Genomic DNA, 25,832 nt, shown 5'->3' on the forward strand with positions numbered 1-25,832 from the left:
ATTAGGCAGCTGCCTTAGATCTCTAATTACACGCGTGTAACTAGGGCGAGTCAAGCCGTCCCGGGATAATAATCAATCCCTCCCCGTTTACGGATGCACGCCACGCCCGGACTTTTTCGGGGCTTCGACCGGCGGGCCGCGGCCGTCAGCGTACGAGACGAAGATCACACCCGCCGGGCGCCCAAATTCCCTGCCTGCGCGCCGTGACCCGCACCCGGGGCGGGTGGCAGGATGGAGCCATGACTATTCCCGCGAGAGACCTCATGGCCCGGCTCCGTTCAGGCAACTCCACCGCCCCGCGGCTGACCTGGTACGGGCCGGACTCCGAGCGGGTGGAGCTCTCCGGACGGGTCCTGGACAACTGGGTTGCCAAGACCGCCAACCTCCTGCAGGACGAACTCGACGCCGAACCGGGGATGCGCCTCCGGCTGGATTTGCCGGCCCATTGGAAGGCCCTGGTATGGGCGCTGGCCGGCTGGCAGGTGGGACTGGAAACCGTCCTGGGCAGCGGGGAGGCTGAGTTCCTGGCCACCAGCCGTCCCGAAGCGGCGGACGGGACGCACGACGCCGTTATCGCCGTCGCGCTTCCCGCGCTGGCCATGCGGTGGCCGGGTGCGCTCGCGGCCGGCTGCCTGGACTATGCCGCGGAAGTGCGCTCCCACGGGGACGTGTTCATGGCGCATTCGGATCCGGACCCGGATTCGCGCGCGCTCGTGGGCGCAGACGGCACCGAGTACCGGCACCGGGACCTGCTGACCGGCTTCGCGGCCGGCCACGAGGACGGCGCCAGGCTCCACGTGGCTGCCGCGGAGGGCCTGGAGCCGGCGCTGGCCAACGCCCTGGGCGCCTGGGAGCGTGACGGTTCAGTGGTGCTTACCCATGCGGATGCGGCACTGACGGAGAAGCTGCTCGCCGCCGAACGCATCCACGGCAGTTAGGCCGGCTCAGCAGGTCAGCGGGTTTCCTCCATGCCGTGCTGCGGTTCGGGGGCCGCCGCGGGTTCGCGGTGCGGATGCAGCTCAATGAGTTCGTGGTCGTGGGAGAACTCCGGCTCGGCATCCAGTTCGTTGTTGAACACCAGGAAGCGGTAAGCGAAGAACCGCACCACTGTTGCCACCAGGATGCCCGCCACGCCGGCGAAGAACAGCATGTTCTTGTCCGTGATGCCCATGCCGTACTTGGCCAGGGCAGTGAAGCCGGTGGAAATGCCAATACCGATCCCGTTAATGAGGACGAACATGAGGAATTCGCGGGCCACGTTGGCCTGCCGGCGGTGCCGGAACGTCCAGAGCCGGTTGGCGATCCAGGAGAAGACGGTGGCCACGGTGGCGCCCACAAAGCGGGCTTTCGCTTCACTGTCCGACATCGGCCCGTGCATGAGGTAATACGTCAGACCGTTATCGATGACGAACGCCACACCGCCGACGGCGCCGAACTTTGCCACCTCGCGCCAAAAAAGCGAGGCAAGGCCCCGGATCCGATCTGCAAGTGCGCTAAACATGACCCTCCATGGCCGTACGAACTAAAGGGCCACTCGGCCAGAGGCCCATTTTAGCCCCCAAAGCGCGGGACGGACCGGCGGAGCTGCAAACCCCGGAGCACGCAACAGGAAATTCCGGGGCATTGCCGCCCCAAAGGGCGTGAATCCGGCACTCTTGGGTAGGCTGGCCCATGTGACTTTTCCAGTGATAGGTGTGGTTGGCGGCGGACAGCTCGCCCGAATGATGGCCCCGGCAGCTACCGCTCTCGGCTTCGAGCTGCGTGTCCTTGCCGAAGGTGACGATGTTTCCGCGGTCTCCGCAGTGTCTTCCTCGCCCGTGGGCGACTACAAGGACCTGCAGACCCTCCTCGAATTCTCCCAGGGCCTGGACGTCATGACGTTCGACCACGAGCACGTTCCCACCGCGCACCTGCGGGCACTCCAGGAAGCCGGCGTCAACGTCCAGCCCGGCCCGGATGCCTTGGTCCACGCCCAGGACAAGCTGGTAATGCGTGCAGCGATCGACCGGCTCGAACTTCCCAACCCCGAGTGGGCGTCGGTGGCCGACGTAGCCGCCCTGATGGCCTTCGGGGAGAGCATCGGCTGGCCGGTTGTACTGAAGACACCCCGCGGCGGCTACGACGGCAAGGGCGTCCGGATCATTTCCTCCGCAGAGGAAGCGGCGGACACCGCAGACTGGTTCGAGGCCATGAGCCCGCTGCTGGCCGAGGCCAAGGTGGAGTTCACCCGCGAACTGTCCGCGCTCGTGGCCCGCACTCCGGACGGCGAAGCCCGCGCCTGGCCCGTGGTCCACACCATCCAGGTGGACGGCGTGTGCGACGAGGTCATCGCCCCCGCCCTGGACATCCCGGTGGAGGTTGCCGCGGCCGCCGAGGACGCCGCCCTGCGCATCGCGGCGGAACTGGGCGTCACCGGCGTGCTGGCCGTGGAGCTCTTTGAAACCCCTGGCACGGGCGCGGGTTTCCTGGTCAACGAGCTCGCCATGCGCCCGCACAACACCGGCCACTGGACGCAGGACGGCTCCGTCACCAGCCAGTTCGAGCAGCACCTCCGCGCGGTCCTGAATCTTCCGCTGGGCGCTACGGACGTCCTGGCGCCGGTCGTCGTCATGAAGAATTTCCTGGGCGGCGAGAACCAGGATCTGTTTGCCGCCTACCCGGCCGCCCTGGCCGCTGAACCCGCGGCCAAGGTGCACTGCTACGGCAAGTCCGTGCGCCCGGGCCGGAAGATCGGCCACGTAAACCTGGCCGGACCGTCGACGGCGGAGGTCGACTCGGTCCGCCGCCGCGCCACCATCGTGGCGGGCATCATCCGGGACGGCAAGATGCCCGCAGAAGAACCGGCAGCCACTTTCGAGGAGAACGCATGAACGCCCAGGCCGCAGGGAACTCCGCAGCCGCCCCGCTGGCAGGACTCGTCATGGGGTCCGACTCCGACTGGCCCGTCATGGAAGCCGCCGCAGAAGCACTGGCTGAGTTCGGCATTCCCTTCGAAGCGGACGTGGTCTCCGCGCACCGGATGCCCACCGAGATGATCCGATACGGCCAGACCGCGCACGAGCGCGGCCTGCGCGTCATTATCGCGGGGGCCGGCGGCGCCGCCCACCTGCCGGGCATGCTGGCCAGCGTCACCCCGCTGCCCGTGATCGGCGTTCCTGTTCCGCTCAAGACCCTGGACGGCATGGACTCCCTGCTGTCCATCGTGCAGATGCCCGCCGGCGTGCCGGTGGCCACCGTGTCGATTGGCGGCGCACGCAACGCGGGCCTCCTGGCCGTGCGGATGCTGGCCGCGGGCACGGATGAGCTCGCCGCGTCACTGCGCTCGGATCTGCAGGAGTTCGCCGCGGACCTCAACGCCGTGGCCAGCCGTAAGGGCGCCAGCCTCCGCCAAAAAGTCAGCGAGGTCTTCGCCGAAGGCAACGGCCTCCGGGGCAGCCATTAGGACCCCGCCCATGTCCAGCAGCAAGGTCCCCCAGTCCGCGTCCGACACCGGCATGACCGATCCGGTCCGGTACCCGGTCAGCGCCTCCCAGCCGATCCGTACCAAGCGCGCCTTCGTCCTTGTCCTCATGACGCTCCTGGTGCCGGGCAGTGCGCAGCTGGTAGCCGGCGACCGCCGGCTGGGCCGGGCTGCGCTGCGCGTGACGCTGACCGCCTGGGCAGTGGTTGCGCTGGCCTTGCTCCTCCTGCTGGTCAACCGGTCGCTGCTCATCAACATCCTGAGCAACCCGGCGGCGTCGCTGGCGATCATCGTGCTGCTTGCTGCCCTGGCCGTGGGGTGGACCGCGCTGTTCATCAACACGCTTCGGATCATCCGCCCGGTACTGCTCAGGCCGCCGATGCGCCCCGCCGTCGTGGTTTCCCTCGTCTTTGCCATGGTGCTGGGAAGCGGATCGCTGGGATATGCCGCCTACCTGCTCAACGTCAGCCGGAACGCCATCGGCAGCATCTTCTCGTCCGGCCCGGCCATCGATCCCGTGGACGGCCGCTACAACTTCCTGATGATGGGCGGCGACGCCGGCGAGGACCGCACGGGACGCCGTCCGGACAGCCTCTCAGTGCTCAGCGTTGACGCCGAGACCGGCCAGACCGCCATCATCTCGGTCCCCCGCAACCTGCAGAACGCCCAGTTCGCCGAAGGATCGCCCATGCGGGAAATCTACCCCGAGGGCTACAACTGCGGCGATGAATGCCTGATCAATGCCATCAACACAGAGGTGACCAACGAACACGCCGACCTCTACCCCGGCGTCACCGACCCGGGAGCCCAGGCCACGCTTGAGGCAGTGTCCGGGACACTGGGCCTCACCGTGCAGGCGTACGTCCTCGTGGACATGGAAGGGTTCTCCTCCCTTATCGACGCCATGGGCGGGATCCGGATCAAGGCCGGTGGATGGGTGCCCATGAGCGGCTACTTTGACGATTACACCCAAACCCACGGCAAACCGCTGGGCTGGATCCCGGCAGGCGAGCAGACACTGACCGGCGAACAGGCACTTTGGTACGGGCGGTCCCGCGAATATGTGGACGACTACGCGCGCATCCAGCGGCAGCAGTGCGTCCAGCAGGCCATGCTGCGCCAATTGGATCCCACCACGCTTCTGGCCAAGTTCGAGGACATCGCCAACGCCGGAACCAAGGTGGTGGAATCCAACATTTCCTCCTCCCAGCTGGGCAGTTTCGTGAACCTTGCCATCAAGGCGAAGGGGCAGGACGTCAAACGCATGACCATAGGGCCGCCGGACTTCGACGCGTCCTTCTCCACGGTGCCCGACTTCGACGAGATCCATCGCCGCGTGGATGAACTGCTGGCCTCAGCGTCTGGCAAAGCCGAACCGGCCGCGGCCCCCGGGGACGGCATCGTGGAGCCCGCGGCCACCGGCGGCCGGCTGCAGGCGGCCGCATTCCGTGCCCCCGCGTGGGCGCCGGCGGACGGGGCTGCCGCCCAGCAGTCTCCCCCGCCGTCGGACTTCACCCCGGTGACCACCACGCCGGCCGGCGAGCCCATCACCGAAGCGATGCTGGAGCAGCTCAAGAGCGAAGGCAATGAAGAAGCCATCCGCCAGCTCGTAGCCACCAACGGCCAGTGCGCGCCGCTGTAGCCGGCCCTTCCCACCTAGCGAACGGAACAGAATTTGTACCAGCTCGAAAACGTCCTCCGGGACTACGCATGGGGTTCGACGACGGCGATCGCCGCCTTGCTGGGACGGCCCGAGTCGGGGCGTCCGGAGGCTGAGCTGTGGATCGGTGCACACTCCGGCTCGCCGTCCGTGGCGCACGTTCCGGAGGACGGCACCGACACCCCCTTGGACGCCCTGATCGGCAGGGACCCAGATTACTTCCTCGGGGCCGAATCCGTGGCACGCTTCGGGCCGCGGCTGCCGTTCCTGGCCAAGGTCCTGGCCGCCTCGGAGCCGCTGTCCCTCCAAGTACACCCGAGCCTCGAGCAGGCACGGGAGGGGTTCGCCAGGGAGAACGACGCAGGCCTGCCCGCTGACGCTGCCAACCGCAACTATCGCGATGACAACCACAAGCCGGAAATGATCTTCGCCCTCACCCCGTTCGAGGCGCTGTGCGGGTTCCGGCCGGCGGCGGATACACGGCGCATCCTTGACCACCTGGTCCAGTGCTTCGGCACCGCCCGGACTCCGGTTCCCGCCGTACTCGCCGGGCTGCTTGAGGACCTGTCCGGAGGCGGTGACAGCGAGGCGCTGCAGCGGGCCTTCAGGCGGCTGATCACCGGCGGGGAAGACGTAGCGGCGGCTACGGACCAGGTGGCCTCGCTGCTGAAATCCGGCGCAGCATTGGCTCCCTACCAGGCCGAACTGGCCACCGTGGTCAGTCTGAACGAAAAGTACCCCGGCGACCCGGGCGTCATGATCTCCCTGCTGCTCAACCGGATTTCACTGGGTCCGGGCGAGGCCGTCTACCTGCCCGCAGGGAACGTCCACGCCTACCTGCACGGGCTGGGCGTGGAGGTCATGGCGTCCTCGGACAACGTCCTGCGCGGCGGCCTGACGCCGAAGTTCGTGGACGTGCCGGAACTGCTGCGGACCATCGACTTCCAGCCCGTCGCCGTCCCGATGCTCGCGGCCGAACGGACCGTCCTGGACCAGGAACTGTTCCGGCCGCCGTTCGAGGAGTTCCAGCTCCAGCGGATAGAGCTCGGCCCCGAGGACGGCCCTGTGCCGTTGGCCCAGTCCGGGGCAGCCGTGGTGATCGTGGTTTCCGGTGCCGTGTACCTGGACTCCCCCAAGGGCGACCTGGAACTCGCCCGTGGCGGCAGCGCCTTCCTGCCGGCCGCCGAGGCGCCCGTCAATGTCCACCTCGCCGCCGGCAGCACCGGGCCCGCGCTGGCCTTCGCTGTCACTACGGGGTTGTGACCGCCGGGCTGTGACGGCCTGCCAGGCTGTGTGACTACCGGGAGGCGGGACGGATCCGGGCGGCCACGGTCTTGAGCAGCTTCCGGGCTGCCTGCAGTCCCTTGCGCGCCAGGGGCATGGCAGTGGAGTACGCCGGGTAGAACGGGGACAGTGGCTTGTCCCAGGTGCCCATCAGCATGTTTTCGTGCTTGGCGAACTGCTTCTTGAAGTCGCTGATGCCGTCGTTGAGGAGCCCGTTGAAGTCGTAGCGCTTGCAGCCGTCTTCCCGCATGGCCTGCAGTGCAGCCCACTTGACTCCGTAGTTCACGCGCTGCTTCTGCCCCTCGGCCGAGACGCCACCATACAGTTCGAACGCTGTTGCCCCGCTCCTGGCGAGCCAGACAAACGCAAGGAGGTTGCCGCCGTCGAACGCTCCAATGATGGGTGATCCGTCACCCATGTTCCGGAAGATGTCCCGGTAGTACTGGTCCTCATGGATGCCGAAACCGGCACGGTCTGCGGTCTCGTGGTAGACGGCGAGGACCTGCTCCAGCTCGGCATCGTCCCGGATCCTGCGGAACTCCACGTCGCTGCGCATGGCCTTGCGGATGTTGGCCCGGGTGGACTTCGACATCTCCGCCATCAGCTCATCGTCCGTGCGGGTCAGGTCCAGGATGAGGGTGCGGGGAATCAGTACGGTGTTGGCCGTCCCGCGGAAGCCGGCCGAAGACACGGCTGCCGCAAAGTCCGAGTCCCTGTCCCAGTCAGGCTCGATGCTTAGGGCCACGGCGCGGTGCCGCACGGCGGCGTGCTCGGCCAGCCGGTCCAGGACTGTCGCTGCGTGCTCGGGCGCGCACATGGGTCCCCGGGGGATGTACGCCAGCGCGCGGAACGGAACGGGCAGCTGGCGGATGAGCAGCTGGGCGGCGCCGATGGTGGCTCCACCTTCGGTGACCTGGACGCGGTCCACGGACCAGCCATGCATGGCCTTGGTTTCGCCCCAGCCCCACAGCTGCTGCGGGTGCCCTTCGAACTGGTCGACGTGGCCATCCCAGAGGGCGCGGTCAGTACAAGGCACAACAGCAGGATTCATGGCATAAACCCTATACCAACGCTTTAACGCGCCGGTCCCCGGCAGCGCCGCTGCGCTGCCGGGGACCGGTTGCCGTGCCATGGAATCTGACGAGCGGTCAGTTCTTGCGGGCGTAGCCCTCCCACTTGCTGGCCTGGTGCTCGCCGTCTACGAAGCGGATGGTGCCGGACTTGGAACGCATCACGATGGATTGGGTCAGGACCTTGTCCTTGGAGTAGCGGACGCCCTTGAGGAGGTCGCCGTCCGTAATGCCGGTGGCCGCGAAGTAGCAGTTGTCGCTGGAGACCAGGTCGTTGGTGGACAGCACCCGGTCAAGGTCATGGCCGGCGTCGATGGCCTTCTGCTTCTCTTCGTCGCTGGTGGGCCAGAGACGGCCCTGGATGACGCCGCCCAGCGACTTGATGGCACAGGCCGCAACGATGCCCTCCGGGGTGCCGCCGATGCCCATCAGGGCGTCCACGCCGGTGCCGGAACGGGCGGCGGCAATGGCGCCGGCCACGTCGCCGTCCATGATGAATTTTGTGCGCGCGCCGGCCTCGCGGATTTCCTCCACCAGCGGGCGGTGGCGGTCACGGTCCAGGATCATGACGTTCAGCTGGTTGACCTTGACGCCCTTGGCTTTGGCAATCAGGTGCAGGTTCTGCTTTACGGGCAGGCGGAGGTCCACCATGTCCGCCGCTTCCGGGCCGGTGACCAGCTTCTCCATGTAGAACACTGCGGAGGGGTCGAACATGGAGCCGCGCTCTGCCACCGCCAGGACGGCAAGAGCGTTATTGATGCCCAGGGCGGTCAGGCGGGTGCCGTCGATCGGGTCAACGGCCACGTCCACCTCGGGGCCGGTGCCGTCGCCCACGCGTTCACCGTTGAACAGCATGGGGGCTTCGTCTTTTTCGCCTTCGCCGATGACCACGACGCCGTTGAAGTGGACCGTCTGCAGGAAGGATCGCATGGCGTCCACGGCTGCGCCGTCGGCGGTGTTTTTGTCACCGAAGCCCACCCAGTGTCCGCCGGCAATGGCTGCGGCCTCGGTGACCCGGACGAGTTCGAGGGCAAGGTTGCGGTCCGGCTCGTCGTTGCCCACAGCAAGGGATGGTGAGATCGTGGAGTACTTCTGGGTCATGGACGCTGGTGACACGTGAACCTCTTCTTCGAGTGGCGATCATTGAACCCGCCCGCCGGTGCAGCAGCGCGGTGATTCCTCTGCTATCGATCATAGTCGGGGGCGACCGCCGCCGGGCCGCGGATGACGCAACCGCGCAATGTGCGGGCTGGTGCGGTCCCCTCCCCGCCCGCGGCCGGCCCCACTGCACTGCCTCCTCCGGCTGTGAACAGGGCGCCCGAATGTGAGTTCAACGGCGGCATGGGCGACTATGGAAGGGTGAACGATATGCAGGAAAAGGCCCCCACCGGTCCCGAAGCCGCCCGCCCGGCACCCCCAGCCAAGCCCGTGATTGCCGCCGCCGCGGCCAAGCGCGCCAACGCCTCCGTGATCGGCATGGGCATTGCCCTGCTGCTGAGCATCGCCGCCTTCCTGCCCATCGTGCTGATGAATCCCGCGCCCAAGTCGGACGGTTACCGCCCTAACGTGGACGTGGCCGCAACAGCCCGGAATGCCGCCGGCGTGGCGGGATTCACACCCGCGGCACCGGATGCGGGCGAAGGCTTCCGGCCGAACTACGCGCGCTGGGAAGCCGGCACCGGCAACGGGGTGCCCACCTGGGAGGTTGGCTTCCTCACCCCGAAGGAATCCTTCATCGGGCTGGTGCAGACCAGCAAGGCGAACCCCACCTGGCTCCTGCAGCAGACCCGCAACGCCCCGGTCACCGGGACCCGGGCCGCAGGCGGCCAGGAATGGGAACTCCGGGACACCGGAAAAGGCGAGAAGTCCATGGTCCTGGACTACCGCGGAACCACTGTCGTCCTTTCGGGTGCCGCCCGCCTGGACGAATTCGCGGTCCTGGCAGACGCCGTCGTGAAATCCATGGACAGCAACGCGGCAGTCACAGTTTCCCCCGCGGCCAGCCCGACGCCGTAAAGTTGGGGCCGTGACAACTTATCTCACCCCTGCTCTGGCCTGGCGCCGCCTGCGCGAAGGCAACGAACGCTTTGTCAACGGCGAATCCTCGCACCCCAACCAGGACGCGTCCCGCCGCTCGTCGCTCGTGGAAACGCAGAATCCCTTCGCCGTGATCTTCGGCTGCTCGGATTCGAGGCTGGCCGCTGAAATCATCTTCGACGTCGGGCTGGGTGACGTCTTCGTGGTGCGCACCGCCGGCCAGGTGATCGACGACGCCGTCCTCGGCTCCCTGGAGTACAGCGTCGGTGTCCTGAACGTGCCGCTGATCGTGGTCCTGGGACACGACAGCTGCGGTGCCGTGATGGCCACGAAGTCCGCGGTGGAGACCGGAGAGATGCCGGCGGGCTTCATTCGCGACCTGGTGGAACGGATCACGCCCTCGGTCCTGACCTCGCTGCGCAACGACGAAACCGAGGTCAATGACATGGTGGTGGAACACGTCAAGCAGACCTCGCACCGGCTGGTGGACAGCTCGCGTGTGATTTCGGACGCAATCGAAACCGGCCGCACCGCCGTGATCGGCCTTTCCTACAGCCTGGCTGACGGCCAGGCGCACCTCGTTTCCGGAATCGGCGAGCTGTAGCCGGTGCTGCGGGCGGCTCCAGGGCCGCCCGCGGCACCCTCTTAACGGTTTTCGATGCGGCCCCGGTGCGTCCTAAGCTAGGCCCATGACTTCCACTGAAGAGTTCCGCATTGAACATGACACGATGGGCGAAGTCCGCGTCCCCGTGAACGCACTGTACCGCGCGCAGACGCAGCGGGCAGTGGAGAACTTCCCGATTTCCGGCAAGACCCTGGAACGCGCCCACATCGAGGCGCTGGCCCGGGTCAAGAAGGCTGCCGCCCTGGCCAACGCTGAACTGGGCGTGCTCGATGGCGAGCTGGCCAAGGCGATTGCAGAGGCAGCCGACGAGGTTGCCGGGGGCAAGTACGACGGCGATTTCCCCATCGATGTTTTCCAGACCGGTTCGGGCACCTCCTCGAACATGAACACGAACGAGGTCCTGGCCGAGCTGGCCACCCGTTCGCTGAAGGCCGCCGGCAGCGACAAGGTGGTCCACCCGAACGACCACGTCAACGCCTCGCAGTCCTCCAACGACGTATTCCCGACTTCCGTCCACGTTGCCGCCACTTCTGCGCTGATCAACGACCTTATCCCCGCCCTGGGCTACCTGGCCGAGTCGCTGGAGCGCAAGGCCGTTGAATTCAAGGACGTGGTCAAGTCCGGCCGGACCCACCTTATGGACGCCACCCCCGTGACACTGGGCCAGGAGTTCGGCGGCTACGCGGCACAGGTCCGCTACGGTATCGAGCGCATCAACGTCTCTCTCCCCCGCGTTGCGGAGGTCCCGCTGGGCGGCACCGCCGTCGGCACGGGAATCAACACCCCGGCGGGCTTCCCCGAGCGCGTCATTGAGCTCCTCGCCACGGACACCGGCCTGCCGCTGACCGAGGCCCGCGACCACTTCGAGGCCCAGGCCAACCGCGACGGCCTGATCGAGGCCTCCAGCCAGCTGCGCAACATCGCGATCTCCTTCATGAAGATCAACAACGACCTCCGCTGGATGGGATCCGGCCCCAACACCGGCCTCGGCGAAATCGCCATCCCGGACCTCCAGCCCGGTTCCTCGATCATGCCCGGCAAGGTCAACCCGGTAATCTGCGAGGCGTCCATCATGGTCTGCGCCCAGGTCATCGGCAATGACACCGCCATCGCCTGGTCGGGCACCAACGGCGCTTTCGAGCTCAACGTCGGCATCCCCGTCATGGCCGCCAACCTGCTCGAGTCCGTCCGCCTGCTGGCCAACACCAGCCGCGTCATGGCAGACAAGATGATCGACGGCATCACCGCAAACGTGGAACGCGCGCGCTTCCTCGCCGAGGCCTCACCGTCCATCGTCACGCCGCTGAACAAGTTCATCGGTTACGAAAACGCGGCCAAGATCGCCAAGACCGCCGTGGCCGAAGGCCTCACCGTTCGCCAGGCGACCGAGAAGCTTGGCTTCGTCGGCGAAGGTGAAGGCAAGGTCTCCGAGGCCGACCTCGACAGGGCCCTGGACGTCACCACCATGACCTCCCCGGCCCACAAGGCCTAGCCTCTCCCTCTCCGGGGAACAAATAAAGTACGACGGCGGCCGCCAACCTTCGGACGAAGGCGGGCGGCCGTCGTCGTCGCTGGAGTTTTTGGGAAGGCGAGGGGTCAGGCGGGGAGAAGCATTGCCGCCGCGGCGCCGGCCAGCATGAACGGCCCGAAGGGAATGTCGGACTTGAGGCTGCCGCGCCGGCTGGCCAGGAGGGCGAGCGACCACAGCCCGCCCAGCAGGAACGCCAGGAAAGTTCCGGCGAACAGATGCGACCAGCCCAGGTAGCCCAGGTACATGCCCAGCACGCCGGCAAGCTTGACATCGCCAAAACCCATACCGGGCGGGTAGACCAGCCGCAGCACGAAGTAGAACAGCCACAAAGCTGCGGCGCCGGCCACCACCCTCGGAGCCGGTGACGACAGCAACCCTCCAGGCTGCGCGCCTGCCGGTCCGGCCAGCAGTGCAGCCGCCAGCAGCAGCACCCCGGCCACGGCATAGGACGGGAACACGATCCTGTCGGGGAGCAGGTGTTCCCGGATGTCGACGACGGTGAGCCGGACGGCCATCACGGCGAAATAGGCGCAGGCAGCAAGCACCAGCCAAAACGCCACAGGGGCGTCCCGCCACAGGCTGCCGAGTTCTCCGATCACCCCTCGGATGCTACTGGAATCCGCACCTCGGCCCCAGCGTCCGCGCTGTAGCTGTGGATATGTTGGGCAGCCGCCCGGATATGACAAGCCCGGCGGCGGTGCATCGGCTAGGCTTCGCGGATGACCGCCCTATCCACCATCTGGCCCCTCTTCGACCTGAAGCTGACCACGCCCCGGCTGGAGCTGCGCCCGGTCCTGGACCAGGACATCCCCGACGCCGTCGCTGCCGCGGCCAGCGGCATCCACGAACCCGGCCTGAACCCGTTCAGTACGCCCTGGACGGCACTGCCGGCCGACCAGCTGGGACCCAACATGGCCCGCTGGTACTGGCGCTGCCGGGCGGAGGCCACGCCGGAACACTGGACGCTGGTCCTGGGCGTCTGGCACGAGGGGGGCTTCATAGGCTGCCAGGACATCGGAGCCCGGGATTTCGCGTCCCTCCGCACCGTCACGACCGGCTCCTGGCTCAAGCAGTCCGCGCAGGGCCGCGGCCTGGGCAGGGAGATGCGCGCCGCCGTCGTGCTTTACGCCTTCGACTGGCTGGGCGCGGAAGTGGCCGAATCGGAGGCGGCCGCGTGGAATGGCCCCTCCCTGGGCGTCTCGCGTGCCCTCGGCTATGAGCTCAACGGCACATCGCGCAAGGAGTGGGGCGGCGTTGTCGAGAACCTCCAGCACGTCCGGGTCACGCCGGAGACGTTCCGGCGGCCGGACTGGCCGCTGCAGGTCCGGGGACACGATGCAGCGGCCAGCCTGCTGAAGGCCGCCCCGCCTTCCGGCAGTTAGCCTTCCAGAAGTTCTGTCACCAGGGCGGCGATGGGCGAGCGTTCGGACCGGGTGAGTGTCACGTGGCCGAAGAGCGGGTGGCCTTTCAGGGTTTCGACGACGGCGGCGATTCCGTCATGGCGGCCCACCCGGAGGTTGTCGCGCTGGGCGACGTCGTGGGTGAGGACGATCTTGGAGTTCTGGCCCATGCGGCTCATGACCGTGAGGAGGACGTTCTTCTCCAGTGACTGGGCCTCATCAACGATGACGAACGCGTCGTGGAGTGAGCGGCCGCGGATGTGGGTGAGCGGCATAACCTCCAGCATGCCCCGGTCCATGACCTCCTCCACCACTTCCTGGCTGACCAGTGCGCCCAGGGTGTCGAAGACCGCCTGCGCCCAAGGGTTCATCTTTTCGGATTCGGAACCGGGCAGGTAGCCCAGTTCCTGCCCGCCCACGGCGTAGAGGGGCCGGAACACGATGACCTTGCGGTGCTCACGGCGCTCCAGGACCGCTTCCAGGCCGGCGCAGAGTGCCAGGGCCGACTTTCCCGTGCCGGCACGCCCGCCGATGGACACGATACCCACGCTGGGGTCCATCAGCATGTCGATGGCCAGCCGCTGTTCCGCGGAGCGCCCGTGGAGGCCGAAGACGTCGCGGTCGCCCTTGACCAGGCGGACCTGCTTGTCCGCGCCTACCCGGCCCAGGGCCGAGCCCCGGTTGGAGAGGAGGACCAGCCCGGTATTCACGGGCATTTCGGCTGCGGCCGGGATGAAGACGGGTTCGTGGCCGTACAGGGTGGAGATTTCCTCTTCCGTGGCTTCGACTTCGGCCACGCCGGTCCAGCCGGAGTCCTTGACCAGCTCGTTGCGGTATTCGTCCGCGGCCAGGCCCATGGCGGAAGCCTTCACCCGCATGGGCAGGTCCTTGGAGACCACCGTGACGTCCTTGCCCTCGTTGGCAAGGTTCTTGGCGACGGCGAGGATGCGGCTGTCGTTGTCCCCGCTGCGGAACCCCAGCGGAAGCACCTCCGCGGAAATGTGGTTCAGCTCCACCATGAGGGAACCGCCGTCGCCGATGGGAATGGGCTGGTTGAGGCCGCCGTGCTTGACGCGCAGGTCATCGAGGAGCCGAAGGGCCTTGCGGGCGAAGAATCCGAGTTCGGGGTCGTGCCGTTTGGCTTCGAGCTCAGTGATGACCACCACGGGGACGATGACTTCGTGTTCCGCGAAGCGCAGCAGGGCGTGGGGGTCGGACAGCAGAACGGAGGTATCGATCACGAACGTATGGATGACGGAGTCCCCTCCGGAAACGGCAAAACCGGCCGCAGCGTCTGGTGCTGCGCCGGATTCAGAAATGGCTCGCGTGGCGCGAGAGGTAGCTTTTCCTGCCTGGTCGGAAAGGACCGTGGACAGCGTTTCAGAAGTAGCCACATCGACTCCAGCCCCGGGCCCCAGCCCGGAATTGTTATTGGTGAGGCGGCTCGGCCACGAGGCCGGATCCGGCCTCCCATACAACCGGTGCGATGATTCGCTCCATGTACTGGCCTCCCCGATCAGCCGGCGGTTTTGCCTGCTGATGGGTATAACGTAAATCCATCCTCCGGAATTTCCGCATACATCCGACGGCGATTCTTCTGGCCGGCGCGTGAACGCGGGATGAACCCGGATCCGCCAGGGACTGGTCCGTCAGGAACCGAAGCGGCGCTGCCTGCCGGCATAGTCACGAAGGGCCCGCAGGAAGTCCACCTTCCGGAACGCAGGCCACAATGCTTCACAGAAGTAGAACTCGCTGTAGGCGCTTTGCCACATCAGGAAGCCGGAAAGCCGCTGCTCTCCGGAGGTGCGGATCACCAGGTCCGGATCCGGCTGGCCGCGCGTGTAAAGGAAACGCGAGATGTCCTCGACGGAGAGGCTGTCCGCCAGTTCAGAGATGTCCGCCCCGCGCGCCACTGCGTCGTGCAGCAGTTCCCGGACGGCGTCCACAATTTCCCGCCGCCCTCCGTAGCCCACGGCGACGTTCACCTGGATCTTCTCGTTGACCGGCGTCCGGGCCGTCAGTTTGTTCAGCCGCTCGGCCAGGTAGCCGGGAAGCAGCTCCGGAGCCCCCATGGCATGCACGGAAAGGTCCGCGTCCTCGTCCAGCCGGTCCAGGGTGTTGGCAATGATGCCCATGAGCAGGTCCAGTTCCTCGCTGGAGCGGTTCATGTTGTCCGTGGACAGCATGTAGAGCGTGACCACCTTGACGCCCAGCTCCTGGCACCAGCCGAGGAATTCGTGGATCTTGTCCGCGCCGGCCTGGTGGCCCTGGCTGGTGGGGGCATTAAACTGCTTGGCCCAGCGGCGGTTGCCGTCCACCATGACGCCGATGTGCCGGGGAATGCGGTCCCGCGGCAGGTCCCTGAGGAGCCGCCGCTCGTAGAAGCCGTAGAGGAACCCGGGCAACTCCACGCGTCCACTCACCTGACTTCCTTGCTGACGGTACTTTGCACATCCTAGGCTACCGTCCGCAGCGGCAGCCGCCGTCCATCGGCCCCGGGCCGATGGACGTAACACTTGTTACCAGTGAGTAACCTACCCGATCGTAGGTTACTCTGGGAGCATGACCAGCGACCCCTCGGATGCCCCGGGGCGGGGCCCCGCCCGCGGCGCAACGGACCACCACCGCCAGCCGGAAGCCACCGCCGTGGACGACGCCGCCGTCCGCCTCGCGGAACTGCTGATGATCAAGCCAATGTGGCGCGGCTGGATCCACACCATCGCCGCTCCCCTGGCGCTGGCTGCCGGGATCGTCCTCATTGCACTGGCTCCCACGGCGGACCGCAAGGTGACCTCGGCCATTTACGCCGCGACCGGCGTTCTGCTCTTTGGCGTCAGCGCCGTCTACCATCGCGGCAACTGGTCCCCGAAGGTGAAAATGGTCCTCAAGCGGCTGGACCACACGAACATCATGTTGGTTATCGCCGGCAGCTACACGCCGCTGGCCTGGACGCTGCTGGAGCGTCCGCAGGCCGTGCTGCTTCTCTGGGTTATCTGGGCCGGTGCGGTGCTCGGGGTACTGTTCCGGCTGCTCTGGACGGATGCACCGCGCTGGCTGTACGTCCCCATCTACATCGCACTGGGCTGTGGAGCCCTGGTCTACCTCCCGCAGTTCTTCCAGGCCAGCATCCCGGCCGCGGTCCTGATCTGCGTGGGCGGCGCGCTGTATATTACCGGCGCGGTGTTCTACGCCCTCAAGAAGCCGAACTTCAGCTACCACCACTTCGGTTTCCATGAGCTCTTCCACGCGTTCACGGTGTTCGCGTTCACGGCCCACTACATCGCGATCACCATCGCTGTTCTCCGCTGACGACGGCGGACCGGCCTCCCTTTCGCGGCGGCGGCTACTCCGCCGGCCGGGCGGGGCCGGGAGTGTCCCGACCGTCAGCCCCGGGAGCCTGTGGAGCCGCCGGTCCGTCCGTCGTGTCCAGCCCGTCCTGCGCGTCAGCGGCAGCAACATCGGCGGCTGCAGCGGCCTCCATGCGTTCCTGCTCGGCCTGGGCGCGGTAGCGGACCCGGCGGATGCGGCGGACCATATCCACGATCAGCAAGGTGGTGGCCACCACGAAGAACGCGGTCATGATGAATCCCCACAGTCCCGGGGTGATCTGGTCCTCTGAAATTCCTTCACGCAGCGTAGGCGTGGGCAGGGGTGTAGGGGTGGTGGCCAGGCCAAGGAGCAGAGAATGCACAGTGAAAACCTTCTGTGGATCGGGGGACGGCAGGAGCAGCACTGCACCGCGGGGCGGCCGTGTTCTACGCCAGATAGAAATTGCCTGCAGTGACTATCTTAGCCCGGCGAACAGGTCCTTTTCCGGGAGTTCGGACGCCACCCGGGACTTGATCAGCGAGTAGTCCTCCCAGGGCCACGCCCGGCGCTGCATCTCCGGCGAGACGGCGAAGAAGAAGCCCAGCGGGTCAACCTGGGTCCGGTGGGCGCGCAGGGCGTCGTCGCGCACTTCGAAGAAATCGCCGCAGTCGATCTGCGTGGTGGTGGGATGCCGGGCCGGCGGGGGCGTGTGCCCTTCTGCGTCAGATTCCAGCCAGGCCGCCAACCGCTCCGCATAGGGCGACTGCAGGCCGGCTTCCTCCAACGCAAAGTGGAGGGCCCGGAAGCGCTCCGGGCTGAAGGCGCGGTCGTAGTAAAGCTTGCTCGGTTCCCAAGGCCCGCCCGCCTCCGGGTAGCGCTCCGGATCCCCGGCCGCGTCGAACGCTTCGACAGCCACGCGGTGGGCCATGATGTGGTCCGGGTGCGGGTAACCGCCGTTCTCGTCATAGCTGAGGATGACGTGCGGTTTGAAGGACCGGACCAGGCGCACCAGGGGCGCGGCAGCCTGGCGCAGCGGCAGTGTGGCGAAGGATCCTGCGGGCAGCGGCGGGAGGGGGTCGCCTTCAGGAAGGCCGGAGTCCACGAACCCCAGCCACTGCTGCCGGATGCCCAGGATTCTGGCCGCCGTCTCCATTTCGAGGCGTCTGGCGCCGGCCATGTCCCGTTTGGGATGGGGTTCGCCCTCCACCGCCGGGTTCTGGATATCCCCGCGTGAACCGTCGGTGCAGGTGGCCACCATGACCTCCACGCCGGCGGCGGCATACATTGCCATCGTGGCAGCGCCCTTGCTGGACTCGTCGTCCGGGTGGGCGTGGACTGCGAGCAGCCGAAACGGTACCGGGGCGGTGCTGGACGCTGTCATGGGAGGACGGCTCCTTAATTCTTCTGCCGCGGCGTGTGGCTGCTGGCTGGTCGGGTCATACTGCGGGGCGGTCCGGACGGGCGCCATCCGCCGGGATGGGCACTAAACTGGACTGGTGACTTCCCCGGACCAGCAGGACCCTTCCGCGCCCGCACACACTAGCCTAGCCAATCGCTACGGCACCCAAAAGCGCAGCCTTCCCCCGCGTACCAAGCGCATCGTTGCCGGTGCAGCCCTTGCCGCCGGCATCGGTTTCATGGCCTGGGTCTCCACGTCCACCGCGGTCTCGGGGGTGACGTTCAAGGACATCGGGTACAGCACTGTGGACGCAACCCTGGCCGAGGTCGATTTCCAGGTCACCCGGGAGCCCGGCACTCCGGTCAAGTGCGCCGTGAAGGCGCTCGATTCCAAATACGCGGTAGTGGGATGGAAGGTGGTGGACGTTCCCGCTGCGGCCGCGGAAGGAGCGCCCGACGGCGGCCGGACAGTTGCGCAGCGGGTTACCGTCCGCACGGAGTCACTTTCCGTCTCCGGCGTGGTGGACGGCTGCTGGGAAGCGGATGAAGACGGCCACAGCATGTGACGTGCACCGCTTGCTTATTGGGTTTCGTCCAAGGGATTGACTACAATGAATCAATACCTTTACCCCGCTGAGCTGGTTGCTGTTCCACAAGTGGCCACCGTGGCGGGGTCTTTTGCATGTAGGACCATTAGAGGAGAAGTCCGTGTCTACCACCAACAGCGCAGCTGCAGCCTGGCTCACCCAGGAAGCTTTTGACCGCCTGAAGGCAGAGCTGGACCACCTTTCCGGCGCCGGCCGCGCGGAGATCGTCCAGAAGATCGAAGCCGCCCGGCAAGAGGGCGACCTCAAGGAAAATGGCGGGTACCACGCAGCCAAGGAAGAACAGGGCAAGATCGAGGCCCGCATCCGCCAGCTCACGGTCCTGCTCCGCGACGCACACGTCGGCGAGTCCCCCGCCGATGACGGAATCGTGGAGCCCGGCATGATCGTCGTGGCCCGGATTGCCGGTGATGAGGAGACCTTCCTCCTCGGATCGCGCGAAATTGCCGGGGACTCGGACCTGGACGTCTTCAGTGAGAAGTCGCCGCTGGGTGCTGCCATCCTGGGCCACAAGGAAGGCGACACCCTCAGCTACACCGCGCCGAACGGCAAGGACATCAAGGTGGAGATCCTCTCCGCCAAGCCGTACACGGCATAGTCACTGCCAGCACCGACTGGTGCCGGCCGCCCAAAGGGTGGCCGGCACCTGGCGTTTAAGGGCAGCCGCCTCCGGCGTTCAGGCCGCGTTGAAGGCAGGTCATGCCCGTTCCCTTGCGCCGAAGCGCCGGCGCAGGAGCACGGCGGCCACCACGCCGCCCGCGGCGCCGCCCAAATGCGCCTGCCAGGAAATCTGGCCGCCCATGAGGGGCAGCACTCCCAGCAGGATGCCGCCGTACCCCATAAAGAGCACCACTGCCAGCAGGATCTGCCGCCAGCTGCGGTTCAGGAAGCCGCGGACCAGCAGGAAGGCGAACAGGCCAAACACCAGCCCTGAGGAGCCGACCGTGATGCCGCCGGCCCCGATCAGCCAGACTGTGAGTCCGGAGCCCAGCCAGCTGGCGGCCAGTGCGGTAAGGAACACGCGAAGGCCGGAAAGGAACACCAGGAACCCAAACACCACCAGCGGGAGGCTGTTGGAGAGCAGGTGGCTCAGGTTCGCGTGCAGGAGTGGAAAGGTGAAGATGTCCAGCAGCCCGTCCGCACTGCGCGGCCGAAGCCCGAAGGTCCGGTTCAGCGAGCGCAACATCAGCAGATTGAGGACTTCGATGGCGAACAGCAGGGCCACGAAGCCGCCCAGCACCAGCAGCCCGCCCCTGGCACGCCCCGCCAGCACCCGCCGCTGGCTTGGCTGCCCGTTACCTGCCGGCAGGACCATGGCGTGCTAGTGGACCACGATCGGCTGGAAGCCTTCGGCGCGCAAAGCACTGAGGACCTGTTCGCCGTGCTGGTGGCCCTTGGTCTCCAGGTTCACGGTGATGGAGACGTCGCCCATGCTGATGGAACCTCCGACCCGGGTGTGGTCCAACCCGGTGACGTTGGCATCGTTTTCGGCAATGATCCGGGCGATGGTGGCCAGCGAACCGGGCCGGTCATCGAGCATCATCCGCACGGTCATGTACCGGCCGGCAGCCGATAGGCCGCGCTGGATGACTTTGAGCATCAGCATGGGGTCGATATTGCCGCCGGAGAGAACCACAGCGGTGGTTCCGGGGTTTTCGATCTTGCCGTCCATGAGGGCGGCGACACCCACGGCGCCTGCCGGTTCCACCACCATCTTGGCCCGCTCCAGCAGGAAGATCAGGGCGCGCGCCAGGGAATCCTCGCTGACCGTGACAACGTCGTCCACGAGTTCGCGGATGATGCTGAACGGCAGCTGTCCCGGGCGCCCCACGGCGATGCCGTCAGCCATGGTGGAGACCTTTTTCAGCGGCACCAGGGCATCGGCAGCGAGCGACGGCGGGTAGGCGGCTGCGTTTTCCGCCTGGACTCCGATGATCCTGATCTCCCGGCCCAGTTCCTTGGCGCGCGCCTTCACCGCCACGGCAACGCCGGCAAGCAGGCCTCCGCCGCCCACGCCCATCAGGATGGTGTCGACATTGGGTACCTGCTCCAGGATTTCCAGGCCAAGGGTTCCCTGGCCCGCCACCACATCAACGTTATCGAAGGGATGCACGAACACCATTCCCGTCTCGTTGCTGTACCGCTGGGCCTCGGCGAGCGCCTCGTCCACGTTGTGCCCGTGCAGGATGACCTCGGCGCCGTGGCTTCGGGTGGCCGCGAGCTTGGGCAGGGCAACTCCCAGCGGCATGTAGATGCGGGCTTTGATTCCCAGCGCTTTTGCCGCCACGGCCACGCCCTGGGCGTGGTTCCCTGCGGAGGCCGCCACCACGCCGCGCTTCTTTTCTTCGGCCGAGAGCCGTGCCATCCGGACATAGGCGCCGCGGACCTTGAAGGAACCGGCGCGCTGCAGGTTCTCGCACTTGAAGAAGACTTCCCCGCCCGCCATCGCTCCCAGCGCGCGGGAAGACTCCACGGGAGTCCGCGCAATAATCCCGTCAAGCAGCTTCTGCGCCGCAAGGACATCGTCCAGGGTGACGGGAAGGGTTTCCAGGATGTTCACGGACTCATTCTCCTCTGGTTCGGCCCCGGCGCCCGCATCCCGCTGCGGGCAGCAAGGATTCTTCGCTGCTGTGCCGGCTGCCTGTGCGCGTTGTTCGCACCGCGGCGGTCCCCCGATGCCGGCAGCGCCCTAAGGGAGGTCCGGCGGTTCAACGTCCTTGACGGTGGCGTTCCCCCCGGCTGCGGCCGGCATTGGCGCTCCGGGCAATGCCGGCACTTGTTCATGTTCCCACGTTCTCGCCGCGATGTAGCGAACCGCCGAGTTTGCTACGGCGAGGACGGGAACCGAGAACAAGGCGCCGGGTATCCCGGCCAGGTATGAACCTGCGGCAACGGAGAGGATCACGGCTACCGGATGGAGGGAGACGGCTTTGCCCATGATGAGCGGCTGCAGGATGTGGCTTTCCAGCTGCTGGACCAGCAGGACAATGCCCAGCATGACGAGTGCATTGACGAGTCCGTTGGCAACCAGCGCCAGCAGCACGGCAATGGCGCCGGTCACCAGGGCGCCGACGATGGGGATAAAGGAACCGATGAACACCAGGACACTCAGCGGGAGTGCCAGCGGCACGCCGATGATGGCTGCGCCTGCCCCGATTCCCACGGCGTCCACGAAGGCAACGAACATCTGGATGCGCGCGTAGCTCACCATGGACGCCCAGCCCTTGCGGCCGGCACCGAATGCCGCAGGCCGTGCCTTCCGGGGCAGCAGACGCACAATGAAGCCCCAAATCCTTTCGCCCTCCAGCAGGAAGAAGATCAGGATAAACAGGGCCAGGATCAGTCCGGCGGCGAAGTGCCCGGCGGTGCTGCCGAAGGAGAGGGCGCCGCTGAGGATGCTGCTGGTGTTGTCCTGAAGGGCCGTGCCGGCTTCCTTGAAGTACTGGTCCATCTGATCGGCGGTGAGGTGGAGTGGGCCCTCTGCGAGCCACTCCTGGATCTGCCTGATGCCGGTCAGGGCCTCGGACCAGAGTTCACTGAACCCGGTGTACAGTTGGCGGCCGACCAGCGCCAGCGCCCCGCCTATGAGTCCCAGGAAGCCGACGACGGTGATCGCCACAGCCGCCCCGGCGGGCAGGCGGTTCTGCTTAAGCCAGCCGACGACGGGATTCAGCAGGCCCGCCAGCAGGGCAGCCACCATTACCGGAATGATGAGGAAGGTGACATGGCTCAACAGCCACACGAGGCCGCCGCCCACCAGCAGGATCAGGCCCAGGCGCCACGACCATGCGGCGGCGATGCGGATGCCGTAGGGAATGTCCGTCTCCAGGTCGCGGTCCCGCCGCGGAGGTGCCTGCGGTGCCGGCACGGGATGGTCCGGCGCGGGCGTTGCGGGCGTTACCGCATCGTCAGGGGGCGTCATAGCCTAATAATTCCCCAGCGGCCCCGGATTGTGAAACCGTCACGCGGCGCGGTAGTCGATGCCCCATTCCATGGCAAATGATTCGCCGGGCTCCAGCCAGCGGAGGCCCTCACCGGAGTTGAAGGCGTTCGCCGGACCTGTCATCGGTTCGAGGGCCACCGCCCGGCTCCGGCCGGGATAGGTGGGCGTCACGAACACGTGGACGTACCCGCAGGAACGGTCCTGCCAGAGACTGACCGTCCGCCCCTCCGGATCCGCCAGCACATGCCGTGCCCGTCCGTCGCGGAAATCCAGTCCGGTCAGTGCAACATCGATGTCGAGGGCGCCGATGGTCCTGCCGCCGCGGAAATCCACGTCTCCGGACACCGGCTCCTGGCTGCGCGGAATCTTCCGTTCATCCGCCACCAGTTGGGTGTCCGCCTGGACGGTGAGCACCAGGTCTTCGGCCGGAGCATCGCCGATGCGCAGGTAGGGGTGGGCGCCGAGGACGAACGGCGCCGCAGCGCCGCCGCCGTCGTTCAGCAGCGTCTGCCGGACCTCCAGTCCAAGCACTTCATTGATCCCGTAACGGACCTGGTGCCGGACCAGGAACGGGTATCCGTGCTGGGGAAAGATGGCGGCTTCGAGCGTGACGGAGTGTTCGGACTCGTCCACGAGCGTGTAGCCGGTGTTCCGCAGCAGGCCGTGGCTGGCGTTGTTCCGCGAAACTTCGGTGATGTCCAGCTGTTGTTTCTTGCCATCCAGATGCCACAAACCGCCGTCAATCCGGTTGGCCCACGGTGCCAGGGTGATCCCGGCGGCGCCGGGTGGAATCTCGTGGTCGGCATATGTTTCCGTCAGGAGCGTCCCGCCCCGGCGGAATTCACGCAGCCCGGCAGCAAGCTCGGTCACCACGGCCACGGCATCGCCGCGCCGGAGTTCATACTGGCGGCCGGTCGCATAAGCCCGGACTTCGGGACCGGAAGGAACGGGCGCACTGGAAGACATCGTCATGTGCACCACCGTACCCGGCCCGGGCACCGGCCACGGAGCCGGATGTTAGTTTTTGTTAAAAACTATTCTTTTTTGATAGGGCGTGGGACACTCGATGCATGACCGTGATAACCGCCACCACGCTCTCGGACGGCCGGGAGCTTTTCTACTTTGACGACGCCGGAGCCAACGGTCCCCGGGGAAGCGCCGGCGGCGTTTGGGCCGGCGCAGCGGAGCCCGCCGGTGCGGCCGGAGGAGCCGCGGCCGCTGTGGACCGGCGCGCCCTGCCGCCCCGCGGCGAGCCCGGCGAGGTCCGCTACGACGCGCTCACGGATGAATGGGTCGCCGTCGCGGCGCACCGGCAGACCCGCACGCACCTGCCGCCTGCGGACCAATGCCCCATCTGCCCTACCTCCCCCGGGAACGCGTCGGAAATCCCGGCGGCTGACTATGACGTCGTCGTGTTCGAAAACCGCTTCCCATCCCTTGGCCCGGCGCTTGGTCCCGTACCCGGCCACGCCGGGTGGGGAACCGCATTGCCGGCGTACGGCCGGTGCGAGGTGGTGTCCTTCACTCCGGAGCACACCGGCTCCTTTTCCGGGCTGGGCCACACGAGGGCGCGCACCGTGGTTGAAGCCTGGGCGCACCGCACAGCAGCACTAAGCGCGCTCCCCGGGATAAGGCAGGTGTTTCCGTTCGAAAACCGCGGCGCGGACATTGGCGTGACCCTGCACCACCCGCATGGCCAGATCTACGCCTATTCCTACGTGACCCCGCGCGCTGCCGCCATCGGGGCAGCTGCACGCCGCTACTACGAGGCGCAGGACGGACGCGGCACCCTGACCGGCTCCCTCCTGCGCTCTGAGCGCGAGGACGGCAGCCGGATGGTCCTGGAAGGCGAACACTTCAGCGCCTACGTGCCCTTTGCCGCTCGCTGGCCCCTGGAAATCCACCTGGTGCCGCACCGCCAGGTTCCCGACCTGGCCGCCCTGGACGGGAACGAGAAGGACGAACTGGCCCAGGTGTACCTGGAACTGCTGCAGCGGGTGGATGCGCTTTACCCCACTCCTACGCCATACATTTCGGCGTGGCACCAGGCCCCGCTGGAGGCGGCGCACCGCAGCTCGGGCTACCTGCACCTGCAGCTCACCTCCCCGCGGAGGGCAGCCGACAAGCTGAAGTACCTGGCCGGTTCTGAAGCGGCCATGGGCGCTTTCATCAACGACACCACCCCCGAGGCTGTTGCCGGGCGCCTCCGCACCGTTACGGTGCAAGGGTCCCCCGCCGCGGCCGCACCAGCGTCCGGGACGGCGATTCCCGGACCAGCAGCACCCGAAGGAGCCCGCCTGTGAACGCCGCCCCTTTCCGCCCCGAAGAACTGGCCGCACGCTTCCAGCGTGAGTATGGCGCGGCGCCGGACGGAATCTGGCAGGCTCCCGGCCGGGTAAACCTGATCGGCGAGCACACCGACTACAACGAAGGTTTCGTCCTGCCGTTCGCCATCGACCGGGCCGCGCGGGTTGCCGTAAGGGTCCGCGGGGACTTGCAGGTCCGGCTGCTGTCCACCTACGGGGACCAGGGGCCGGCAAGTGCCAACCTGGACCAGCTGGAACCCGAAAGCGCCAAGGGCTGGACCAAGTACCCCCTCGGGGTGCTCTGGGCGCTGCGCGAAGCAGGCATCACGGTGCCCGGCATCGACCTGCTGCTGGACTCGGACGTCCCGCCGGGGGCCGGCCTCTCCTCCTCCCACGCCATCGAATGCGCCGTGATTTCCGCGCTGAATGACCTCACCAGCGCGGGCCTGACTGCGCAGGACATGGTTCTGGCCACGCAGCGGGCGGAAAACGGCTTCGTGGGCGCACCCACGGGGATCATGGACCAGTCGGCCTCGCTGCGGGGCGCCGAAGGCCATGCCGTTTTCCTCGACTGCCGGGACCAGAACGCTACGCTGGTTCCGTTCGAGACCGGCCCGGCCGGCCTGGTCCTCCTGGTGATTGACACCAAGGTTTCGCATTCCCACGCCGACGGCGGCTACGCGTCCCGGCGCGCGTCATGCCAGCTGGGAGCGGAGGTTCTCGGGGTTGGTGCCCTGCGTGACGTGCAAGTGGGCGACCTCCCCGAAGCGAGCGGACTCCTGGACGAAACCACCTTCCGCCGCGTCCGCCACGTCGTCACCGAGAATGACCGCGTGCTGCAGACCGTGGAGCGGCTTGAGGCGGAAGGCCCGTCAGCCATCGGGCTGCTGCTGGATGCCAGCCACGCCTCCATGCGGGACGACTTCGAGATCTCCTGCCCGGAGCTGGATCTCGCCGTCGAAACCGCCCGGGCCCACGGAGCCATCGGCGCCCGGATGACCGGCGGCGGGTTCGGAGGGGCGGCCATAGCCCTCACGCCGGTGGAGGCAGAGCCAGAGGTACGTTCCGCCGTCGTACGCGCCTTCGCGAGGGCGGGATACAGGGAACCCGGGATCTTCACCGTGTCCCCCGCCCCCGGCGCCCGGCGGATCGCCTAGCCCCGGACGCGGGCAGGGCCCCGCCACACTGGCGGGGCCCTGCTCAT

The 25,832-nt window shown here is 67.1% G+C and carries 26 protein-coding genes; 14 read left to right on the forward strand and 12 right to left on the reverse strand.

From position 1 onward, the window contains the following. Nucleotides 1-239: 239 nt before the first annotated feature. On the forward strand, nt 240-938 hold the full coding sequence (locus tag ACIQCM_RS09450; RefSeq protein ID WP_400605869.1) for a TIGR03089 family protein: 699 nt from the start codon (nt 240-242) through the stop codon (nt 936-938). Nucleotides 939-952: 14 nt separating this feature from the next. Here the strand turns inward: ACIQCM_RS09450 and ACIQCM_RS09455 are convergent, their stop codons facing one another. Continuing rightward, nucleotides 953-1,501 (reverse strand): GtrA family protein, encoded by a 549-nt coding sequence (locus tag ACIQCM_RS09455; RefSeq protein WP_400605867.1) that lies wholly within the window; start codon nt 1,499-1,501, stop codon nt 953-955. A gap of 220 nt (nt 1,502-1,721) precedes the next feature. On the opposite strand from ACIQCM_RS09455, the gene ACIQCM_RS09460 reads away from it, so the two are divergent. The 4 genes from ACIQCM_RS09460 to manA are packed head-to-tail and all read left to right on the forward strand — an operon-like array spanning nt 1,722 to nt 6,383. Next, entirely contained in the window at nt 1,722-2,870 is a 1,149-nt protein-coding gene (locus ACIQCM_RS09460; protein ID WP_400606408.1) for a 5-(carboxyamino)imidazole ribonucleotide synthase, read from the forward strand. After that, the gene (gene purE, locus ACIQCM_RS09465) at nt 2,867-3,442 is read left to right on the forward strand and encodes a 5-(carboxyamino)imidazole ribonucleotide mutase (protein WP_400605865.1); all 576 of its coding nucleotides are present in this window, start codon (nt 2,867-2,869) and stop codon (nt 3,440-3,442) included. Before ACIQCM_RS09460 ends, purE begins: the two co-directional genes overlap by 4 nt. A 10-nt stretch (nt 3,443-3,452) precedes the next feature. Then, on the forward strand, nt 3,453-5,102 hold the full coding sequence (locus ACIQCM_RS09470; RefSeq protein ID WP_400605863.1) for an LCP family protein: 1,650 nt from the start codon (nt 3,453-3,455) through the stop codon (nt 5,100-5,102). Nucleotides 5,103-5,135: 33 nt separating this feature from the next. Next, nucleotides 5,136-6,383, forward strand: a complete 1,248-nt coding sequence (gene manA / locus ACIQCM_RS09475) for a mannose-6-phosphate isomerase, class I (RefSeq protein WP_400605860.1) — start codon at nt 5,136-5,138, stop codon at nt 6,381-6,383. A 34-nt stretch (nt 6,384-6,417) separates the two neighbouring features. On the opposite strand, the gene ACIQCM_RS09480 is transcribed toward manA, so the two are convergent. Continuing rightward, nucleotides 6,418-7,455, reverse strand: a complete 1,038-nt coding sequence (locus ACIQCM_RS09480; RefSeq protein ID WP_400605859.1) for a lipid II:glycine glycyltransferase FemX — start codon at nt 7,453-7,455, stop codon at nt 6,418-6,420. Nucleotides 7,456-7,552: 97 nt separating this feature from the next. Beyond that, complete coding sequence (glpX, locus tag ACIQCM_RS09485; RefSeq protein WP_400605856.1) at nt 7,553-8,575, reverse strand: class II fructose-bisphosphatase; 1,023 nt, start codon at nt 8,573-8,575, stop codon at nt 7,553-7,555. A 267-nt stretch (nt 8,576-8,842) separates the two neighbouring features. Here glpX and ACIQCM_RS09490 point away from each other — a divergent pair, with 267 nt between their 5' ends. The 3 genes from ACIQCM_RS09490 (at nt 8,843) to ACIQCM_RS09500 (ending at nt 11,628) form a co-directional block, all read left to right on the forward strand. Continuing rightward, a complete protein-coding gene (locus tag ACIQCM_RS09490) occupies nt 8,843-9,490 on the forward strand; it encodes a DUF4245 domain-containing protein (protein WP_400606406.1) in 648 nt (215 codons plus the stop codon). A gap of 10 nt (nt 9,491-9,500) precedes the next feature. Continuing rightward, a complete protein-coding gene (locus ACIQCM_RS09495; RefSeq protein WP_400605854.1) occupies nt 9,501-10,115 on the forward strand; it encodes a carbonic anhydrase in 615 nt (204 codons plus the stop codon). 85 nt (nt 10,116-10,200) lie between these two features. Then, nucleotides 10,201-11,628: a class II fumarate hydratase gene (locus ACIQCM_RS09500; protein WP_400605852.1), complete on the forward strand. Its 1,428-nt coding sequence runs from the start codon at nt 10,201-10,203 to the stop codon at nt 11,626-11,628. A gap of 104 nt (nt 11,629-11,732) precedes the next feature. On the opposite strand, the gene ACIQCM_RS09505 is transcribed toward ACIQCM_RS09500, so the two are convergent. Continuing rightward, a complete protein-coding gene (locus ACIQCM_RS09505; protein ID WP_400605849.1) occupies nt 11,733-12,266 on the reverse strand; it encodes a prepilin peptidase in 534 nt (177 codons plus the stop codon). A gap of 120 nt (nt 12,267-12,386) precedes the next feature. Between ACIQCM_RS09505 and ACIQCM_RS09510 the strand changes: the two genes are divergently transcribed. Further along, nucleotides 12,387-13,049, forward strand: a complete 663-nt coding sequence (locus ACIQCM_RS09510; RefSeq protein WP_400605846.1) for a GNAT family N-acetyltransferase — start codon at nt 12,387-12,389, stop codon at nt 13,047-13,049. Here ACIQCM_RS09510 and ACIQCM_RS09515 read toward each other — a convergent pair. Then, the gene (locus ACIQCM_RS09515) at nt 13,046-14,461 is read right to left on the reverse strand and encodes a PhoH family protein (protein WP_400605843.1); all 1,416 of its coding nucleotides are present in this window, start codon (nt 14,459-14,461) and stop codon (nt 13,046-13,048) included. The genes ACIQCM_RS09510 and ACIQCM_RS09515 overlap by 4 nt on opposite strands. A 255-nt stretch (nt 14,462-14,716) precedes the next feature. Further along, nucleotides 14,717-15,478: an isoprenyl transferase gene (locus ACIQCM_RS09520; protein WP_400606404.1), complete on the reverse strand. Its 762-nt coding sequence runs from the start codon at nt 15,476-15,478 to the stop codon at nt 14,717-14,719. Nucleotides 15,479-15,629: 151 nt separating this feature from the next. Between ACIQCM_RS09520 and ACIQCM_RS09525 the strand changes: the two genes are divergently transcribed. Further along, nucleotides 15,630-16,376 carry a hemolysin III family protein gene (locus ACIQCM_RS09525; RefSeq protein ID WP_400605841.1) on the forward strand — a complete coding sequence of 249 codons (747 nt, stop codon included), beginning with the start codon at nt 15,630-15,632 and terminating at the stop codon, nt 16,374-16,376. A 34-nt stretch (nt 16,377-16,410) separates the two neighbouring features. Here ACIQCM_RS09525 and ACIQCM_RS09530 read toward each other — a convergent pair whose 3' ends face one another. Both ACIQCM_RS09530 and mca read right to left on the reverse strand, forming a co-directional pair. Beyond that, complete coding sequence (locus ACIQCM_RS09530) at nt 16,411-16,758, reverse strand: hypothetical protein (RefSeq protein ID WP_400605839.1); 348 nt, start codon at nt 16,756-16,758, stop codon at nt 16,411-16,413. 93 nt (nt 16,759-16,851) lie between these two features. Beyond that, a complete protein-coding gene (gene mca, locus ACIQCM_RS09535) occupies nt 16,852-17,757 on the reverse strand; it encodes a mycothiol conjugate amidase Mca (RefSeq protein WP_400605836.1) in 906 nt (301 codons plus the stop codon). Nucleotides 17,758-17,872: 115 nt separating this feature from the next. Between mca and ACIQCM_RS09540 the strand changes: the two genes are divergently transcribed. After that, complete coding sequence (locus tag ACIQCM_RS09540) at nt 17,873-18,340, forward strand: DUF4307 domain-containing protein (RefSeq protein WP_400605833.1); 468 nt, start codon at nt 17,873-17,875, stop codon at nt 18,338-18,340. A gap of 142 nt (nt 18,341-18,482) precedes the next feature. Continuing rightward, entirely contained in the window at nt 18,483-18,977 is a 495-nt protein-coding gene (gene greA / locus ACIQCM_RS09545) for a transcription elongation factor GreA (protein WP_377215302.1), read from the forward strand. A gap of 99 nt (nt 18,978-19,076) precedes the next feature. Here the strand turns inward: greA and ACIQCM_RS09550 are convergent, their stop codons facing one another. The 4 genes from ACIQCM_RS09550 to ACIQCM_RS09565 all read right to left on the reverse strand — a co-directional run bounded on the left by ACIQCM_RS09550 (nt 19,077) and on the right by ACIQCM_RS09565 (nt 23,294). Next, a complete protein-coding gene (locus ACIQCM_RS09550) occupies nt 19,077-19,694 on the reverse strand; it encodes a rhomboid family intramembrane serine protease (protein WP_400605830.1) in 618 nt (205 codons plus the stop codon). 6 nt (nt 19,695-19,700) lie between these two features. After that, nucleotides 19,701-20,939 (reverse strand): threonine ammonia-lyase, encoded by a 1,239-nt coding sequence (gene ilvA, locus ACIQCM_RS09555; protein ID WP_400605828.1) that lies wholly within the window; start codon nt 20,937-20,939, stop codon nt 19,701-19,703. A gap of 129 nt (nt 20,940-21,068) precedes the next feature. Next, the gene (locus ACIQCM_RS09560) at nt 21,069-22,301 is read right to left on the reverse strand and encodes an AI-2E family transporter (RefSeq protein WP_400605827.1); all 1,233 of its coding nucleotides are present in this window, start codon (nt 22,299-22,301) and stop codon (nt 21,069-21,071) included. 39 nt (nt 22,302-22,340) lie between these two features. Further along, nucleotides 22,341-23,294: an aldose 1-epimerase family protein gene (locus ACIQCM_RS09565; protein WP_400605825.1), complete on the reverse strand. Its 954-nt coding sequence runs from the start codon at nt 23,292-23,294 to the stop codon at nt 22,341-22,343. A 98-nt stretch (nt 23,295-23,392) separates the two neighbouring features. Here ACIQCM_RS09565 and galT point away from each other — a divergent pair, with 98 nt between their 5' ends. Next, the gene (gene galT, locus ACIQCM_RS09570) at nt 23,393-24,625 is read left to right on the forward strand and encodes a galactose-1-phosphate uridylyltransferase (protein WP_400605822.1); all 1,233 of its coding nucleotides are present in this window, start codon (nt 23,393-23,395) and stop codon (nt 24,623-24,625) included. Then, nucleotides 24,622-25,785, forward strand: a complete 1,164-nt coding sequence (gene galK, locus ACIQCM_RS09575) for a galactokinase (protein ID WP_400605820.1) — start codon at nt 24,622-24,624, stop codon at nt 25,783-25,785. Before galT ends, galK begins: the two co-directional genes overlap by 4 nt. Nucleotides 25,786-25,832 lie beyond the last annotated feature (47 nt).

Source organism: Pseudarthrobacter sp. NPDC092439 (assembly GCF_044754945.1).
Lineage (GTDB): Bacteria > Actinomycetota > Actinomycetes > Actinomycetales > Micrococcaceae > Arthrobacter.